At 54.4% G+C, this 15,884-nt stretch carries 17 protein-coding genes and 1 other annotated feature; of the genes, 8 read left to right on the top strand and 9 right to left on the bottom strand.

Translation table 11 applies throughout. From position 1 onward, the window contains the following. Window positions 1-139 precede the first annotated feature (139 nt). The 3 genes from LH86_RS22850 (at window position 140) to LH86_RS16815 (ending at window position 2,798) form a co-directional block, all read left to right on the top strand. Window positions 140-1,024 carry a VENN motif pre-toxin domain-containing protein gene (locus tag LH86_RS22850; RefSeq protein WP_081943026.1) on the top strand — a complete coding sequence of 295 codons (885 nt, stop codon included), beginning with the start codon at window positions 140-142 and terminating at the stop codon, window positions 1,022-1,024. A gap of 33 nt (window positions 1,025-1,057) precedes the next feature. Continuing rightward, window positions 1,058-2,178, top strand: a protein-coding gene (locus LH86_RS16820; protein ID WP_156107014.1) for an IS3 family transposase whose coding sequence is annotated in 2 segments (ribosomal slippage) — window positions 1,058-1,316 and window positions 1,316-2,178 — 1,122 coding nt in all. Because the reading frame shifts where the segments join, the coding sequence is not laid out codon by codon here. A 362-nt stretch (window positions 2,179-2,540) separates the two neighbouring features. After that, window positions 2,541-2,798 (top strand): hypothetical protein, encoded by a 258-nt coding sequence (locus LH86_RS16815; RefSeq protein ID WP_039303688.1) that lies wholly within the window; start codon window positions 2,541-2,543, stop codon window positions 2,796-2,798. 71 nt (window positions 2,799-2,869) lie between these two features. On the opposite strand, the gene yciA is transcribed toward LH86_RS16815, so the two are convergent. Genes yciA through LH86_RS22190 form a run of 4 tightly spaced genes read right to left on the bottom strand, consistent with a single transcriptional unit; the run spans window position 2,870 to window position 5,043 of the window. Beyond that, complete coding sequence (yciA, locus tag LH86_RS16810) at window positions 2,870-3,265, bottom strand: acyl-CoA thioester hydrolase YciA (RefSeq protein ID WP_039294112.1); 396 nt, start codon at window positions 3,263-3,265, stop codon at window positions 2,870-2,872. Then, on the bottom strand, window positions 3,265-3,801 hold the full coding sequence (locus tag LH86_RS16805; protein WP_039294111.1) for a septation protein A: 537 nt from the start codon (window positions 3,799-3,801) through the stop codon (window positions 3,265-3,267). Before LH86_RS16805 ends, yciA begins: the two co-directional genes overlap by 1 nt. A gap of 59 nt (window positions 3,802-3,860) precedes the next feature. After that, the gene (locus tag LH86_RS16800; protein WP_039303684.1) at window positions 3,861-4,604 is read right to left on the bottom strand and encodes a YciC family protein; all 744 of its coding nucleotides are present in this window, start codon (window positions 4,602-4,604) and stop codon (window positions 3,861-3,863) included. A gap of 28 nt (window positions 4,605-4,632) precedes the next feature. Continuing rightward, window positions 4,633-5,043: a YkgJ family cysteine cluster protein gene (locus LH86_RS22190; protein WP_071842842.1), complete on the bottom strand. Its 411-nt coding sequence runs from the start codon at window positions 5,041-5,043 to the stop codon at window positions 4,633-4,635. 285 nt (window positions 5,044-5,328) lie between these two features. Here LH86_RS22190 and ompW point away from each other — a divergent pair, with 285 nt between their 5' ends. Together ompW and LH86_RS16790 are read left to right on the top strand one after the other, a co-directional pair. Beyond that, window positions 5,329-5,961: an outer membrane protein OmpW gene (gene ompW / locus LH86_RS16795; RefSeq protein WP_039303681.1), complete on the top strand. Its 633-nt coding sequence runs from the start codon at window positions 5,329-5,331 to the stop codon at window positions 5,959-5,961. 129 nt (window positions 5,962-6,090) lie between these two features. Then, window positions 6,091-6,516 carry a PH domain-containing protein gene (locus LH86_RS16790; RefSeq protein ID WP_052045608.1) on the top strand — a complete coding sequence of 142 codons (426 nt, stop codon included), beginning with the start codon at window positions 6,091-6,093 and terminating at the stop codon, window positions 6,514-6,516. A gap of 72 nt (window positions 6,517-6,588) precedes the next feature. Here LH86_RS16790 and trpA read toward each other — a convergent pair whose 3' ends face one another. Genes trpA through LH86_RS16765 form a run of 5 tightly spaced genes read right to left on the bottom strand, consistent with a single transcriptional unit; the run spans window position 6,589 to window position 13,121 of the window. Then, entirely contained in the window at window positions 6,589-7,395 is an 807-nt protein-coding gene (trpA, locus tag LH86_RS16785; protein WP_039303675.1) for a tryptophan synthase subunit alpha, read from the bottom strand. Further along, on the bottom strand, window positions 7,395-8,585 hold the full coding sequence (gene trpB, locus LH86_RS16780) for a tryptophan synthase subunit beta (protein WP_039303672.1): 1,191 nt from the start codon (window positions 8,583-8,585) through the stop codon (window positions 7,395-7,397). Before trpB ends, trpA begins: the two co-directional genes overlap by 1 nt. A 12-nt stretch (window positions 8,586-8,597) precedes the next feature. Next, entirely contained in the window at window positions 8,598-9,959 is a 1,362-nt protein-coding gene (gene trpCF, locus LH86_RS16775; RefSeq protein WP_039306320.1) for a bifunctional indole-3-glycerol-phosphate synthase TrpC/phosphoribosylanthranilate isomerase TrpF, read from the bottom strand. 4 nt (window positions 9,960-9,963) lie between these two features. Then, window positions 9,964-11,559, bottom strand: a complete 1,596-nt coding sequence (trpD, locus tag LH86_RS16770) for a bifunctional anthranilate synthase glutamate amidotransferase component TrpG/anthranilate phosphoribosyltransferase TrpD (protein ID WP_039303670.1) — start codon at window positions 11,557-11,559, stop codon at window positions 9,964-9,966. Continuing rightward, window positions 11,559-13,121, bottom strand: a complete 1,563-nt coding sequence (locus LH86_RS16765) for an anthranilate synthase component 1 (protein ID WP_039303666.1) — start codon at window positions 13,119-13,121, stop codon at window positions 11,559-11,561. The genes trpD and LH86_RS16765 overlap by 1 nt, the downstream gene beginning before the upstream one ends. A 21-nt stretch (window positions 13,122-13,142) precedes the next feature. After that, window positions 13,143-13,240 (bottom strand) — a sequence feature (Trp leader region). A gap of 142 nt (window positions 13,241-13,382) precedes the next feature. On the opposite strand from LH86_RS16765, the gene rnm reads away from it, so the two are divergent. From rnm to LH86_RS16750, 3 genes are read left to right on the top strand one after another with little or no spacing between them, the layout of a single operon-like run. Continuing rightward, complete coding sequence (rnm, locus tag LH86_RS16760) at window positions 13,383-14,279, top strand: RNase RNM (RefSeq protein ID WP_197061717.1); 897 nt, start codon at window positions 13,383-13,385, stop codon at window positions 14,277-14,279. Then, window positions 14,276-14,896: an L-threonylcarbamoyladenylate synthase gene (locus LH86_RS16755; RefSeq protein WP_008461305.1), complete on the top strand. Its 621-nt coding sequence runs from the start codon at window positions 14,276-14,278 to the stop codon at window positions 14,894-14,896. Before rnm ends, LH86_RS16755 begins: the two co-directional genes overlap by 4 nt. A gap of 10 nt (window positions 14,897-14,906) precedes the next feature. Next, complete coding sequence (locus LH86_RS16750; protein WP_039303660.1) at window positions 14,907-15,656, top strand: MerR family DNA-binding transcriptional regulator; 750 nt, start codon at window positions 14,907-14,909, stop codon at window positions 15,654-15,656. Window positions 15,657-15,884: the final 228 nt, after the last annotated feature.

The following is a 15,884-nucleotide window of genomic DNA, read 5'->3' as shown; positions in this document are numbered from 1 at the left end:
AACGTTAATCTATCTGAGGTATCGCTCGAGGCTTGCCTTCTTTATCCACGGCGACATAGATAAATATTGACGCTGATAGATAATATTTTCCGGGCCGCAACTTAAGGCGTGTGGCCCGCTAGCCGCGGCTGCCGGAGGTATGAGTTCGGCAGTGATGGGCGACGGCCTGGCAATGGCGTTTTACGGCAAAAAAGCCGAAGAGCTTGAGGGCAAAGAGAGGGACTTCATCAGCAACCTTGCTACCGCTATAGGCGCAGTGGCAGGCGGTAGCGTGGGTGGCGATACGTTCTCAGCCGCCAGCGGTGCAAATGCTGCCCGGGTTGAGGTTGAGAATAATAATCTGGCAGCCGTCGTGCGTCTTGGCGTCACTGCATGCTCTAAGATCGCCTCATGCCGTAATATGGTTGTGGAGAAAGGGCTGGGGGCGTTGCTGGGCATCGGCGTGGCGAAAACGGCGATGGACAATCTCTCAGATGCAGACTGCACAATGTTACTGGCAGCGGCCATGACGGGTAAAGCCGATGCCATCGAGCGGCTGACCCCGGAGCAGCAGGCGGCGTATAAGGAAATGGTCGAGGGTCAGAAAGGCACTCTGCTTCCGTTGCCGGCGCTTGACCGGCCGCTGGTTGACAGTACGCTGACGAACCCCATCCCGGAGCAAAGCAAAGGCACGGCGCTGACCACACCGGATCAGCGCGATCGAAACGGCAGCAGCCATACCGGGAATACGGATGGAAAGCCGAATACGGGCGGGAGCATTTTAGTTAACCCAGGCGCAGATCCATTCACCAAAAAAGATGTTGTGTATCTGTCAGAAAATTCTAACAATAAGATCGACAGCATTATTAACGAAACTTTGTCAGGTAAGAAAAATTTCACTAGTTCGACAACCCTTACTTCAGATGAAGCATTAGCCGCTGGATTAAAGTTCTTCGGAGCCGGATATAAAGAGATCGGTAAGTCAGGGTCAGGTGTTTATCATAGTGTGACCTGCTCCCCGTTGATTAATACACCGCGATGTTAGTAATGTCTTCATAAGCCACATGAGGACATCCCCATGAAGAAGCGTTTTTCCGAAGAACAGATCATCAGTATTCTCCGAGAGGCCGAAGCCGGGGTTTCTGCCCGTGAGCTTTGCCGTAAGCACGCCATTTCCGACGCTACCTTTTACACCTGGCGTAAGAAGTATGGCGGTATGGAGGTGCCCGAGGTTAAGCGCCTTAAGTCGCTTGAGGAAGAGAACGCCAGACTCAAGAAGCTGCTTGCCGAAGCCATGCTGGATAAGGAGGCACTTCAGGTGGCTCTGGGGCGAAAGTACTGACGACAGACCAGAAGCGGGAAGCCGTTGAATTTATGTGTAATGTGACCGGTCTGTCGCAACGTCGTGCCTGCAGGCTTACAGGTTTGTCCCTGTCGACCTGCCGCTATGAGGCTCAGCGTCCGGCGGCTGATGCGCATTTATCAGGGCGCATCACTGAGCTGGCACTGGAGCGCAGGCGTTTTGGCTACCGACGCATCTGGCAGTTACTGCGCCGTGAAGGCCTTCATGTTAATCACAAGCGCGTGTACCGCCTTTACCACCTTAACGGGCTGGGCGTAAAACGCAGACGACGTCGTAAAGGGCTGGCAACAGAACGTCTGCCGCTGCTCCGCCCGGAGGCGCCCAACCTGACCTGGTCGATGGATTTTGTCATGGACGCGCTGGCCACCGGTCGCAGGATCAAGTGCCTGACCTGCGTGGACGACTTCACGAAGGAGTGTCTGACAATTACCACTGCATTCGGGATTTCAGGCGTGCAGGTCACGCGAATTCTGGACAGCATTGCACTGTTTCGCGGCTATCCGGCGACGATAAGAACGGACCAGGGGCCGGAGTTTACCTGCAGAGCACTTGACCAGTGGGCTTATGAGCATGGGGTGGAGCTGCGGCTTATCCAACCGGGCAAGCCAACACAGAACGGATTTATTGAAAGTTTTAACGGACGATTCAGGGATGAGTGTCTCAATGAGCACTGGTTCAGCGATATCGTTCACGCCCGGAAAAAGATTAATGACTGGCGACAGGATTATAACGAGTGTCGTCCACATTCATCGCTGAACTACCAGACTCCGGCTGAATTTGCAGCGGACTGGCGAAACGAGAAATATGAAGAAAAACCAACCGACATTACTAGCTGAAGGTTGTATCTAATCCTGGGGGCAGGTCAAGCGACATGGAGGTGGTGGTACACCTTTATGTCGCGCTAATTCATAATTAATTTCGTATGTCGTATTTCTCTTCTGTAAGCAATATTCTATAACACCTGAACACTATACCATGCTGTGCAAAAACACAGGGGCTGATTCACTGACTGAATACAATATTGCGAGGTGTCTTCTAAAAATAATACGGTGGAGTGTAACGTTGCATTGTTGATAAAGATTACGCTTATTTCAACTCTGAAGAATATCTGTTTGCTCAGTAAGTAAGGATACCTGCGGACAACGCGCCTTTCAGGCAAAAGGCGTATTGCTGCATAAATATAACGGTGGTCAATGAAATGAACGATATGGATAAATACTACACAATGAAATCATTTTCATATCCCGAACAGGCCTCACCGGCAGAGGGGGAATTCTCAACCAGCCATTGGTGGCGAATAAAGAAAATAAATGATTCCCAGTATGTGTTTTTCTGTTTATCAGGCGCTCAGGGAACTGCAGAGCAAAGAGTGGCAATAACAGAAGGCGAATATAATCAACTGATTAATGGTGATTTAACTGCGAATTATATCTGTCTGAAATATAAGATTGGTTAAATTATTCTCGTTTTCCCGGCACCTTATTTCAATGAATAAAAAACCCGGCATTGCCGGGCTTCTCTTCATCACTAATCAATCTGAGGTATCGCGCGAGGCTTGCCTTCTTTATCCACAGCGACATAGATAAATATCGCCTCGGTGGCTTTGTAGCGCTGGCCGATTGGCTCGGAAGAAACCTTTTTCACCCAGACTTCCACATTGATGGTGATGGAGGTTGTCCCGCGCTTAACGCAGCGGGCGTAGCAGCAGACCACATCGCCTACTGCCACCGGCTTCAGGAAGGTCATGCCGTCCACGCGCACCGTCACGACACGGCCATGAGCGATTTCTTTGGCCTGAATGGCGCCGCCCATGTCCATCTGCGACATCAGCCAGCCGCCAAAAATATCGCCGTTGGCGTTGGTGTCCGCTGGCATCGCCAGGGTGCGCAGCACTAATTCACCTTGCGGTAATTCGTTCGGCATTACTGCTCTTCCTTTGGCATATGACGGTAGATGTAGACGCCGCTCAGCAGGGTAAAGACCAGGGTGATAGCGGTCAGCCCGAAGACTTTAAAGTTAATCCAGATGCTTTCCGGGAGCCAGAACGCCACGTAAATATTCAATAAACCACAGGCGATAAAGAACAGCGCCCAGGCGATATTCAGGCGAGTCCACACCTCGGTTGGCAAGGTGATTTCTTTACCCAACATGCTTTGAATCAGCAGCTTGTTCATGCCGAACTGCATCACCAGCAGGGCCGCGGCGAACAGGCCGTAAATCAGCGTGACTTTCCACTTAATGAATTCGGCATTGTGGAAGTAAATCGTCAGGCCGCCAAAGACGGCAACCATCACAAAGGTCACCAGCGTGGTTTTTTCCAGCTTGCGGTATTTCACCCAGCTGTAAACCAGCGCGAGGGCGGTGGCGATGATCAGCGCCCAGGTGCCGACAAAAATGTCGTACATCTTGTAGAAGGCAAAAAAGACAATCAGGGGCAGGAAGTCGAGAAACTGCTTCATAATCTGTTCCGTAAAGAGGTGACTCCTGACTATAACGCGCGGCCAGGAGTCGGGGAAGGTTATTGACGTATCAACATGTACAGGCGGAATAAATAGATAAGCAGCACGGCAGAAATCAGGTTGCTTATGGTATTCGCAATCACGGCCCCGGCTTCCGGCGACAGCGCGGCAAAGCTGGATGCCAGCAGCAGTAACGCCGTTTTGGCCGCCAGCCAGGCGACGACCGCAGGGGCGACAAGGCGCATGTTCGCCCACACCAGGCGCAGGCTGCTGCGCATAGAGCGGAAAATTCCGGTTTTATCCTGCACCAGCATCACCGGGGCAAGCGACAGCAGGATTGCCAGCAGCACGCCAGGCACAACGACAAGCATAATGCCGATTTGCACCAGCAGTGTGGTCAGGAAAATCAGAATGAACATTTTTGGCAGCACGGGCGCGGAGGCACCAATCGCGCGCAGGGCGCTAACGCGCTGACCCGCAGAGACGATTTGCATCAGCACCATCATGCTGGCCGCCAGAATGGCGTTGCCAATCAGGCCGGAAAACGTGGAAGCCGCAGACGCTTTCAGTAACACTTGCTGCTGCTCCAGCGACATATTCTGCACTAAATCAAACAGCCCGACGCTGCCCGCCAGGTTATCTCCCTCACTCAGAATCGCCATTTGTTCTTCGCTGGGCGAGAACGCACGGCCAATAATCACCGAAATTAAGGCGCAAAGTAACGCAATCAGCAATATGGTAACAAACTGATTACGCAAAAAATTTCCCGTGTCACGGTATACGGAACCTGCCGTGATAGACATGCACTCTCCTTGATGTTGCTAACGGTTATCAATCTGGGGGCAATTGTACCCTGGATGAGGCTGCCGTGGCACCACAAAGACTTTCTATAAGCGGTTGAATAGCGTCAGTTCCGTACAGCGGTGCCAGGCCGTAGCGAGCTCGCGCCCGGTTGCAGGCATCGTTGGTTATGCCGTCTTCACCGGACATCGCAAACTCACGGCACGGCGAAGGGCGATTCTCATAGATGTTACAACTGACCCGCTGACCCGGCTCGCCCTGCAACGCAACGCAGCGGCTATTGCGCTGGTTGGTGCCGCTCATGCAGCGCAGAAAAGGGGTAACAGGCTCGGTTAAGTGTGAAGGGACCAGGCCACCGGCGTCGTCGGCTTCAGCCCAGTAGAAAGAGACACGAAAGTAAGCACAACAGGCACCACAAGTCATACAAGGGTTATCGCTCATCTTGCACCTGCAACTTCTGATTTCACGTTTCAATGGTTGAGAGGAACATCCAAATTAGCCAGGGCAGGATGTTTTGCAAGAGGCGGAGGGGGAAGAATTTTCAGTATGTGATTATTCACAAAGTTGATCTGGTTTCGGTTTGTTGTTTTTCACTGCGCTACCAAAAATTAATCCAGATCATTGAATGTTAAATTAGAGGATAAAGTGTGATCGGTGTTAGATCACTTTGTACTTCTTTCTGAGTATATTCAGCCCGCTGTTAAAAACCATAACAAGGGAAGGGCTATGAAAAAACTCACACTGGCATTACTGGCGATGGGATGTCTGTCCGGTGCGGCGTCGGCGCATCAGGCGGGGGAATTCTTTATGCGCGCGGGTACCGCGACGGTTCGGCCAACAGGTGGTTCGGATGACGTGCTCAAAATGGGCGGCTTTAAAGTTGATAACAATACGCAGCTGGGGCTGACCTTCGATTATATGGTCACCGATAACATCGGGATTGAGCTGCTGGCGGCGACACCGTTCCGTCACAAAGTCGGGCTTGGGCCAACCGGTGACCTGGCCACCGTGCACCAGCTGCCGCCTACGCTGATGGCGCAGTGGTACTTTGGCGATGCGGGCAGCAAAGTGCGGCCTTATGTTGGCGTAGGGGTGAACTACACGACTTTCTTTGACGCAAGTTTCAACGACACCGGCAAAAGCGCGGGCCTGAGCGATTTGAAGGTCAAAGATTCCTGGGGCGTAGCGGGTCAGGTTGGGCTGGATTATCTGGTGAACGAAAACTGGCTGCTGAACATGTCCGTCTGGTATATGGACATCGACACTACGGTGAAATTTAAAGCCGGGGAAGACCAGCAGAGTATCAAGACGCGTATCGATCCGTGGGTGTTTATGTTCTCTGCGGGTTACCGTTTTTAAGTCTCTCTTCATCGGAAACAAGCTGGCCATTTAATGGCCAGTTTCTTTGAGCGCATACATTAAATTTCAATTAGTCATATTCTGAAATGAGATGCTATTATTCCCCGTCTTCTTTTAATGGGTAGAAAAATGGCATACATCGATTCCAACTTAATTGGCAATGAAGAAGTTTTATATCGTGGGCAAGTAACCTTGTGGGCATGGCTGCCCTGGATCCTCTGGGGACTCGTTTTAGGATTCCTGACACTCGTTGGTTTTATCCTGATTCCATTGGGGTATTTTGTCGTGCGCTCCAATGAAGCGGCGATTACCAATAAGCGACTGATCGCTAAATCGGGCTTAATTAAACGTGATACCGTTGAAATCCCGATTAAGAAAATATCCAGCCTTCAGGTTCGACAAGGGATTATTGGTCGCATGCTGGGTTATGGCTCTCTGGTGATCAGTGACTCCGGGGCTGGTCATGCGCCGATTCGTTTTATTAAAGATCCAATGAGATTCAGACAGCGCTTTTTTGAATATCAGGAAGAGCTGGAAAATAAAGCAGCCAGTTAACATAACCACAATTTCTGTTAATACGGCGGCAGATCGGGGGACTAAACCGATCGGCCGCCGTTTTTGTTTACCTTAACCCCGCGTGGCGGCTTTCATGTTCTGCACGAACTGCTTCAGTTGGCTGAGCATCACTTCCGGCTGTGCCAGATTCTTTTCGATGATTTTCACCACCGCAGAACCTGAAATCGCACCTGCTGCGCCAGCGGCAATGGCATCGCGTACCTGAGAAGGTTCGGAGATACCAAAGCCTTGCAGAGGCGGTGCGGCCTGATATTCGCCCAGTTTCTCAATTAAATGATGCAGCGGAAGCTGAGCGCGCGTTTCGGTGCCGGTGACGCCTGCCCGAGAAAGCAGATAAGTGTAACCCCGGCCATGAGCCGAAATTTCGCGCAGCAGCGTTTCGTCGGCGTTTGGCGGGCAGATGAAAATTGGCGCGACGTTGTGGCGCATTGCGGCGTGGCGGAATTCAGCAGACTCTTCCACCGGCACGTCTGCAACCAGCACGGAATCCACGCCCACTTTGGCGCACAGCGCGTAAAACTCGTCGATACCACGGTTAAACACCAGGTTGGCATACATCAGCAGGCCAATTGGGATCTCCGGGTACTTTTGGCGGATCGTCGCCAGCATTTCAAAGCACTGGGTTGGCGTGACGTCAGAGGCAAAAGCCCGCAGCGCCGCGCCCTGGATGGTTGGCCCGTCCGCCAGCGGATCGGAGAACGGAATGCCCAGTTCGAGCGCATCCGCGCCGCCTTCAATCAGTGCATCAATAATCTTCAGCGAAAGCTCAGGGTTTGGGTCGCCCAGCGTCACAAAGGGAACGAATGCGCCTTCCTTGCGGGCCTGGAGCTGTTCAAACAGATGATGATAACGTTCCATTACATTTCCCCTCGTGCTTTCAGAATATCGTGGACGGTGAAGATGTCTTTGTCGCCGCGGCCAGAGAGGTTCACTACCAACAGCTGCTCTTTTTCAGGGTTCTCGCGCATCATTTTTAAGGCATGGGCGAGGGCGTGGGAGGACTCCAGCGCAGGAATAATCCCTTCGCTGCGGCACAGTGCTTTAAAGGCATCCAGCGCTTCGTCATCGGTAATAGAGACGTAATCGGCGCGGCCGGTGCTGTTCAGGTACGCGTGCTGCGGCCCTACGGACGGGAAGTCCAGCCCGGCAGAAATAGAGTAAGACTCTTCAATTTGCCCTTCGTCGGTTTGCATCATCGGCGACTTCATGCCGAAGTAGATCCCCACGCGGCCATGTTTCAGCGGCGCCCCGTGTTCACCGGTTTCGATCCCGTGCCCGGCTGGCTCAACGCCAATCAGGCCCACGCTGGTTTCGTCGATAAAGTCGGCAAACATACCGATGGCGTTAGAGCCCCCGCCCACGCAGGCGATCACCGCGTCAGGCAGACGACCTTCTTTTTCCAGGATCTGCGCTTTGGTTTCTTCGCCGATCATGCGCTGGAATTCACGCACGATGGTCGGGAACGGGTGCGGACCTGCGGCGGTGCCGAGCATGTAGTGCGCGGTTTCATAGCTTGCAGACCAGTCGCGCAGCGCCTCGTTACAGGCATCTTTCAGGGTAGATGAGCCGCTGTGCACCGGAATGACTTCGGCCCCCATCAGGCGCATACGGAAGACGTTTGGCGACTGGCGCTCGACGTCTTTGGCCCCCATATAAATGCGGCATTTCAGGCCGAGCAGGGCGCTGGCGAGAGCAGAAGCTACGCCGTGCTGACCCGCGCCGGTTTCGGCGATGATCTCGGTTTTGCCCATGCGCCTGGCAAGCAGCGCCTGGCCCAGCACCTGGTTAGTTTTGTGCGCGCCGCCGTGAAGCAGATCTTCACGTTTGAGATACAGCGTGGTGTTGGTGCCAGCTGTGAGGTTTTTGCATTTGGTCAGCGCCGTTGGGCGGCCCGCGTAGTTCTTCAGCAGGTCGGTAAACTCCGCCTGGAACTCAGCATCGCTTTGCGCCGCCACAAAAGCTTCTTCGAGCTGGCGCAAAGCAGGCATCAGGATCTGCGGTACGTACATACCGCCAAATTCACCAAAATAAGGGTTCAGTAAAGTCATGGTATCTCTTCCTTAGTAAGCCCGCAGGGTCCGGAAGACCGCAGCCAGCTTGTTAGCATCTTTTATTCCCGGCGCGCTTTCCACGCCAGAGTTGAAATCCAGTCCCGCGCAGCCGGCTTTAGCCGCTTCCACGCAGTTATCCGCTCCGAGGCCGCCCGCCAGAATCACGTTGTCCAGCTTTTGTCCGGCTAACAGTCGCCAGTCAAAGCTTTGCCCGGTGCCGCCCTGGCCGTTATCGAACACGTATTTGTCGACGTGCTGCAGATTCCTCTCTGGAAGCGTGTCGGCTACGCTCAACGCTTTCCAGATTTGTGTGTTCTCCGGCAGCAGCGCTCGCAGCTCAGTAATGTAGGCCTGGGTCTCAGCGCCGTGAAGCTGAACTGCGCTCAGTGAGAACGTCTCTACTTTCTGCACAACTTCTGTTACCGGCGTATTTCTGAATACACCCACGTAACGAAGCGGCGCAGAGGCAATGACTGCGGCAGCTTTTTCATCGCTGACGAAGCGCGGCGAAGTTGGGACGAAGATCAGGCCACCGTAAATAGCCCCGGCTTCCTGTGCTGCACGAGCATCTTCCCCCCGGGTCAGGCCGCAAACTTTATTTTCACCCAGCAACACGCGGCGTACCGCAGCGTTCAGGTCATCTTCACTCATCAACGCAGAGCCAATCAGGAACCCGTTGGCGAAGTGGCTCAGCTCACGAACCTGGGCGTAATTATTTATGCCCGATTCGCTGATAACCGTGACGCCGTGGGTCAGACGCGGGGCCAGTTGGCGGGTACGGTCCAGGTCAATGGACAAATCGCGCAGATCGCGGTTGTTGATGCCGACCACTTTGGCCCCGAGCGCGATGGCGCGCTCCAGCTCTTCTTCGTTGCTGACTTCCGTCAGCACGCCCATGTTCAGGCTGTGGGCCACGGCGGCCAGCTGGCGATACTGTTCATCGTCCAGCACCGAGAGCATCAGCAGGCAGGCATCCGCCTGGTAAAAACGCGCCAGATGGATCTGGTAGGCGTCGATAATAAAGTCTTTGCACAGCACCGGCTGGCTGACAATGCCGCTGACGATTGGCAGAAAATCGAAGCTGCCCTGGAAGTATTTCTCGTCGGTCAGAACCGATACGGCAGAGGCATAATGTTTATAAACACCGGCGATACGTGCCGGGTCGAAGTCATCGCGGATCACCCCTTTAGAGGGAGATGCCTTTTTGCATTCAAGAATAAAGACGGTGCGGGCACCCTGCAGCGCGTGATAGAAGTTCCGCGTGGCTGGCACAATCTCATTCTGGAAGCTCGCCAGCGGCTGCTGCTGTTTGCGGGCTTCAACCCACAGCACTTTATCAGCCACGATGCGGTTTAAAACGGTCTCCTGCATTCCCTTATCCTCTTCCTGCCAGCGCGGTGACGCGGTCATATGCGGCTCCGCTGCGCAATACATCCAGCACTTTTTTGGCGTTAGCCTTCAAGTCTTCATGGCCGTGCAATCTCATCAGCATCGCTACGTTGGCCGCGACGGCAGACTCGTGCGCGGTCTCGCCCTTACCTTGTAGCAGGCGGGTCAGAATGTCACGGTTTTCTTCCGGCGTACCGCCCGCTAGCGCTTCCTGGTGATAGGCCGGAAGGTCGAAATCGGCGGCGGTCAACTGATAGCTTTTGATTTCGCCGTTATTTAATTCAGCGACCAGCGTTGGCGCGTGGAGCGAAACTTCATCCATACCGCCGCTGTGAACCACCGCTGCACGCTTATAGCCGAGGACGCGAAGGGTTTCGGCAATCGGCAGTACCAGTTCCGGGCTGTAGACGCCGATCAGCGCCAGCGGCGGATGCGCCGGGTTAATCAGCGGCCCTAAAACGTTGAACAAGGTACGCGTTTTCAACTGCTGACGAACCGGCATCGCGTGGCGGAATCCGGTGTGGTACTTAGGCGCAAACAGGAAGCAAACGCCCAGCTCGTCCAGCGCTTTACGGGAAGCATCCGCGTTCATTTCCAGGTTGATGCCGAACGCTGCCAGCAGATCGGAGGAACCCGAACGGCTGGAAACGCTGCGGTTGCCGTGTTTGGCAACTTTTAGCCCTACCGCAGCGGCGACAAAGGCGCTGGCGGTTGAGATATTAATGCTGTTGCTGCCGTCGCCGCCGGTGCCGACGATATCGGCAAATTCGTAGCTCGGGCTTGGGAACGGCGCGGCGTGCTCAAGCAGGGCAGATGCGGCCCCGGCGATTTCGTTCGGGTGTTCACCGCGAACCTTCATGCTAACCAGCGCGGCGGCCAGCTGCTCAGGCTTCAGCTCGCCGCGAACGATGGCGGAAAACAGCTGGTGGCTCTCTTCGCGGCTCAGGGTTTGCGCCTGATAAAGCTTGTCGAGGATCGGCTGCAGCGTATTGGCCTGCTTCAGCTTCTGCAGCGCCCAGTCGAGGGTCTGCTCCAGCAGGCTAGCGCCGTGGCTGGTAAGGATGGATTCCGGGTGGAACTGGAAGCCCACAACCCGGTCAGCCTCGTGGCGAACGGCCATCACCATGCCGTCGAAATGCGCGTTGATGGTCAGGCCGGCAGGGATGTTGCTGCCCACCAGGGAGTGATAGCGCGCCACCGGCAGCGGGTTAGGCAGCCCGGCAAACATCGCTTCGCCGTCATGGGAAATGGAGGAGGCTTTGCCGTGCAGGATTTCGCCCGCCTGGCCGACGTAACCGCCGTACGCTTCCACAATGGCCTGGTGGCCGAGACAAATGCCGATAATCGGCAGTTTACCGCGCATACGCGTCAGTAATTCCGGCATGCAGCCCGCTTCGCTTGGGGCACCTGGCCCAGGGGACAGCATCAGCACCGGGTTATCCATGGTGGCCAGACGTTCGATCAGCGTTTGTGCCGGGACGTGATTACGGTAAATCACCACGTTGTGGCCGTTCGCGCGCAGCTGGTCTGCCAGGTTATAGGTGAATGAGTCAATATTATCGAGCAGCAGAATGTCAGCCATTAAAAAATCTCCTGGGCGTGATGCGCGGTAGCAATGGCGCGCAAAACAGCGCGGGCTTTGTTGCGGGTTTCGTCGGCTTCGGACTGCGGGTCTGAATCAAGCACAACACCGGCGCCAGCCTGCACGGTGGCAATGCCGTCTTCAACGTAGGCTGAGCGGATGACGATACAGGTATCGAGGTCGCCGTGGGCGGTGAAGTAGCCCACTGCGCCGCCGTAGCTGCCGCGACGGACGCCTTCGGCCCCGGCAATCAACTGCATCGCACGCACTTTCGGTGCGCCGCTCAGGGTGCCCATATTCATGCAGGCGCGGTAGGCGTGCAGCACGTCCAGGTCGTGACGCAGCTCGCCAACAACACGGGAAACCAGATGCATAACAAAGGAGTAACGGTCGACTTTGGTTAAATCCGCCACGTAGCGGCTGCCCGGCGTACAGATGCGGGCGAGATCGTTCCGCGCCAGGTCAACCAGCATTAAGTGCTCGGAAAGTTCCTTATGATCGGTACGCATTTCCAGCTCGATACGGCTGTCCAGGTCGCGATCCAGCGATCCGTCGGCGCGGCGGCCACGAGGGCGGGTGCCAGCTATCGGGTAGATCTCAATCTGGCGATTCGTCGCATCATATTTGAGTGAGCTTTCCGGGGAAGCGCCGAACAGCGTGAAATCGTTGTCCTGCATAAAGAACATGTATGGGCTTGGGTTGCTCTTCTTCAGCGTCTGGTATGCCGCTAGCGGTGACGGGCAAGGCAGCGAGAAGCGGCGGGACGGCACAACCTGGAAAATTTCACCGATGCGAATGGCTTTTTGCATCTGGCGAACAACCGCCCCGAACTCTTCGTCTGTCTGATTGACATCACAGCTCATGTGCTCAACTTTCTGCACTGGCAGAGCAGCGGGTTCTTCGCTGATTTGCTGACGCAGCTGTTCGGTGCGTTTCAGCAGGCGCTGTTTTTCGCTCCCGGAAGGCGTAAAGAGGCTGGCCTGAATGCGGGTTTGCTTTTTCTGGTGATCGATGGTCAATAAGGTTTCGGCCAGGTAGAAGCAGTAATCCGGGCAGCGGTTGTCCTGCTTCAGCTGCGGCAGGTCTTCGAACCCGGCCACCAGATCGTAGGCAAACAGACCGCCGAAGAACATCGCATGGCGTTCATCTGCAGGCACGCTGACCAGTTCCTGCATAATGCGGAATGCGTCAAAGACCGACAGCGAGCACAGGCGCGCGTCTTCATCTAATAACGTGCTGACTGTTGGGAAGCGAAGGGTGCGGCCATCCGGGAAGTGTTCGTTTTCGACACCAGCCGGCAGGGCGGCATCCAGCAGCGGCAGCAGGGAAGCACCGTTAGCCGACAAGGCCTGTAAGGTGACGGTGTCACCTAAAGCCGTAATGCGCATGGCGCTATCTACCAGCAGCAGGCTTTTTAAGTCGTCTTTACTGTCGATGTCTGCGGATTCCAGCAGCAGCGTCGCAGGGCGCGCGCCGCACAGCTGGTGGAAAAGGGCCGTTGGGTTTTCACGGTAGGCAGCTTCGCTGCTCAGGAGTTCAAGTGCCGGTTTTTGTGTTTGCATTTTAGTTCTCAAATTTTGTTCAAAAAAAAGCCCGCATCGTTGGCGGGCCTGGTATCTGTGCTGTTAAACAGCGTACGCGATCGCACCGCCCGAGTTCAGGGAGTACGCCACCAACCGTGCAGGGAATTCATCGCTTTCATTTCAGATACCTCGTTATGTGAACTTGCGTACTAGTAAACTGGTTCGCGGCTATATTGTCAATACTGATTTTTTAAAATAGCCGATTATCGTTATCATGGGCCGCTAAATTTCTGTCTATCCATTTCTGGAGCCATTTTGAGCGAGCCCACCCTGGCCACGATCCACGACCTGCACAGCCACACTACCGCCTCGGACGGCCTGTTGTCTCCTGAAGCTTTGGTTAATCGCGCCGTCGATATGCGCGTTACGGTACTGGCGATTACCGATCATGACACCGTGGCGGGCCTGCCTGCCGCAAGGACTGAAATTCAGCGTCTGAATTTACCGCTACAGTTAATTAGCGGCGTTGAAATTTCCACCGTCTGGGAAAATCACGAAATTCATATCGTTGGCCTGGGCATTGATGAACAGCATCCTGCGCTGAAGCTTTTTCTTGAACAGCAAAGTGAACGCCGCAGCCAGCGCGCGGAAATGATTGCTGAGCGTCTGGATAAAGCACGTATTCCCGGTGCGTTAGAAGGAGCGATGCGTCACGCAGGCAGCGGGGCCATTACCCGAGGGCATTTTGCCCGTTTTCTGGTCGAGCAGGGCAAAGCCAGCAATATGGCCGATGTTTTTAAAAAGTATCTGGCGAAGGGGAAAACCGGATACGTTCCGCCCCAGTGGTGTACAATAGAACAAGCTATTGATGTGATTCATCATTCTGGCGGGCAGGCGGTGCTGGCGCATCCAGGGCGCTACGGCCTGACCGCAAAATGGCTAAAACGACTGCTGGCGCACTTTGCCGAACACGGTGGCGATGCCATGGAAGTTGCGCAGTGCCAGCAGGCTCCCAACGAACGTACCCAGCTTGCGAGCTACGCTAAGCAATTTAATCTGCTGGCGTCGCAGGGGTCTGATTTTCATCTGCCCTGCGCGTGGATTGAACTGGGTCGTAAGCTGTGGCTACCGGCGGGCGTTGAGCCCGTCTGGCAGCACTGGGAGCAGAGCCACATCGCTAAAGAGAGGGCAGTATGAGTCAGTTTTTTTATATCCACCCGGATAACCCGCAGCCGCGTCTGATTAACCAGGCCGTCGATATTATTCGTAAAGGCGGGGTCATTGTTTACCCTACCGATTCCGGCTATGCGCTGGGCTGCAAGATTGAAGATAAGGGCGCCATGGAGCGCATTTGCCGTATTCGTCAACTCCCCGACGGCCATAATTTTACCCTGATGTGTCGGGATCTGTCGGAGCTGTCGACTTACGCCTTCGTCGACAACGTGGCGTTCCGCCTGATTAAAAACAACACGCCGGGGAATTACACCTTTATTCTGAAGGGCACCAAAGAGGTTCCCCGCCGTTTGCTGCAGGAAAAACGTAAAACCATCGGGCTGCGTGTGCCGTCGAACCCGATTGCGTTGGCGCTGCTTGAAGTGTTGAACGAGCCGATGCTGTCGACTTCGCTGATGCTGCCGGGCAGCGAGTTTACCGAGTCCGATCCCGAAGAGATCAAAGATCGCCTCGAGAAAGTGGTGGATCTGGTTATCCACGGCGGTTATCTGGGGCAGCAGCCCACTACGGTTATCGATCTGACGGAGGACGCACCGGTTGTGATGCGCGAGGGCGTCGGGGACGTTAAACCTTTCCTGTAAGGAAATCGCTATGGCCCGATTTAACATTGATGTTCTTGCTTCTCAATGCGGTGTGACGCCCGCCAATATTCGTAGCTGGCAGCGTTATGGGTTGATCAAGCCGCAGGTGGATGAGAACGGGCACCGTTTTTTTAATATTACCCACTGTTCCCAGGTAGCCGACATTGTTGGCTACCTGGGCAGGGGCGCTGCGTTACCGGATATGCTGGCGTTACTGAACGGCGAGGAAAGTCGTAATCCTTCCGGGTGGCTTGAGGTCCAGGAAACCCTGCTGGCGCAGTGCGAAGCGATGCAACCCACGAAGCTGAGGGCGCTTATCTGGCGCTATGGGCGAGAACTTCCCCCGGGCATTTTTATCGACGAGGTGATTCGTCCGCTACGACTGTGGATGAATTCCAGCGTGCGTCATGAAATGGCAATGAGTAGCGCCATGCTGGACAGTGCCCTTTTTGAATACGCGACGTTCGTGCTGGCCAGCGGCCGCAAACGCCCAGGCGGAAGCCTTGTGATGATTGCCTTGTCGCTAAAAGACCGGCTTGAGCTTTGGCTGGAAGCGATTCGCTATGCCAGCGATGGTTTCAGGGTTGAGCTGTTCGACAGCGTTGTGGCCGAGCCTGATTTAAGCCGAATCGATGCCGATCATATTCTTATCTGGTCTGATAAGGGACTGACCGCTAAGCAGCAAGCCGCATACGCCCGCTGGCTGCAGGACGGTCGGCCAGTATTTCTTGTGGGCCAAGCGCGAGATAAAAAACAATAAGCAGCCTGAATGCCCCTTTCTGATATGCCAACGTGCTGAACATAAATAACCATTAAAAAAAGAGGCCATTGGCCTCTTTTTTTATTTCTGAATGAGTTTTTTAAACACCCATCCTATTTAACCGCAATGTTATTAAGCCAATAAGCTGCTGATGATATAACCAGGAATAAATAATAAATATAATAAGAATTCACTATGAGAGCGTTTTCATTATTAAATTATTCTGCT

Source organism: Cedecea neteri (assembly GCF_000758325.1).
GTDB lineage: Bacteria > Pseudomonadota > Gammaproteobacteria > Enterobacterales > Enterobacteriaceae > Cedecea > Cedecea neteri_B.
Note: the sequence above shows the minus strand (reverse complement) of the source record. Positions and strands in the feature narration are given on the sequence as shown.

What these genes read in the sequence shown, in the direction of transcription:
- LH86_RS22850 (WP_081943026.1), top strand. Translation starts at nt 140, where the DNA reads ATGAGTTCGGCAGTGATGGGCGACGGCCTGGCAATGGCGTTTTACGGC.
- LH86_RS16815 (WP_039303688.1), top strand. Translation starts at nt 2,541, where the DNA reads ATGAACGATATGGATAAATACTACACAATGAAATCATTTTCATATCCC.
- yciA (WP_039294112.1), bottom strand. Translation starts at nt 3,265, where the DNA reads ATGCCGAACGAATTACCGCAAGGTGAATTAGTGCTGCGCACCCTGGCG.
- LH86_RS16805 (WP_039294111.1), bottom strand. Translation starts at nt 3,801, where the DNA reads ATGAAGCAGTTTCTCGACTTCCTGCCCCTGATTGTCTTTTTTGCCTTC.
- LH86_RS16800 (WP_039303684.1), bottom strand. Translation starts at nt 4,604, where the DNA reads ATGTCTATCACGGCAGGTTCCGTATACCGTGACACGGGAAATTTTTTG.
- LH86_RS22190 (WP_071842842.1), bottom strand. Translation starts at nt 5,043, where the DNA reads ATGAGCGATAACCCTTGTATGACTTGTGGTGCCTGTTGTGCTTACTTT.
- ompW (WP_039303681.1), top strand. Translation starts at nt 5,329, where the DNA reads ATGAAAAAACTCACACTGGCATTACTGGCGATGGGATGTCTGTCCGGT.
- LH86_RS16790 (WP_052045608.1), top strand. Translation starts at nt 6,091, where the DNA reads ATGGCATACATCGATTCCAACTTAATTGGCAATGAAGAAGTTTTATAT.
- trpA (WP_039303675.1), bottom strand. Translation starts at nt 7,395, where the DNA reads ATGGAACGTTATCATCATCTGTTTGAACAGCTCCAGGCCCGCAAGGAA.
- trpB (WP_039303672.1), bottom strand. Translation starts at nt 8,585, where the DNA reads ATGACTTTACTGAACCCTTATTTTGGTGAATTTGGCGGTATGTACGTA.
- trpCF (WP_039306320.1), bottom strand. Translation starts at nt 9,959, where the DNA reads ATGCAGGAGACCGTTTTAAACCGCATCGTGGCTGATAAAGTGCTGTGG.
- trpD (WP_039303670.1), bottom strand. Translation starts at nt 11,559, where the DNA reads ATGGCTGACATTCTGCTGCTCGATAATATTGACTCATTCACCTATAAC.
- LH86_RS16765 (WP_039303666.1), bottom strand. Translation starts at nt 13,121, where the DNA reads ATGCAAACACAAAAACCGGCACTTGAACTCCTGAGCAGCGAAGCTGCC.
- LH86_RS16755 (WP_008461305.1), top strand. Translation starts at nt 14,276, where the DNA reads ATGAGTCAGTTTTTTTATATCCACCCGGATAACCCGCAGCCGCGTCTG.
- LH86_RS16750 (WP_039303660.1), top strand. Translation starts at nt 14,907, where the DNA reads ATGGCCCGATTTAACATTGATGTTCTTGCTTCTCAATGCGGTGTGACG.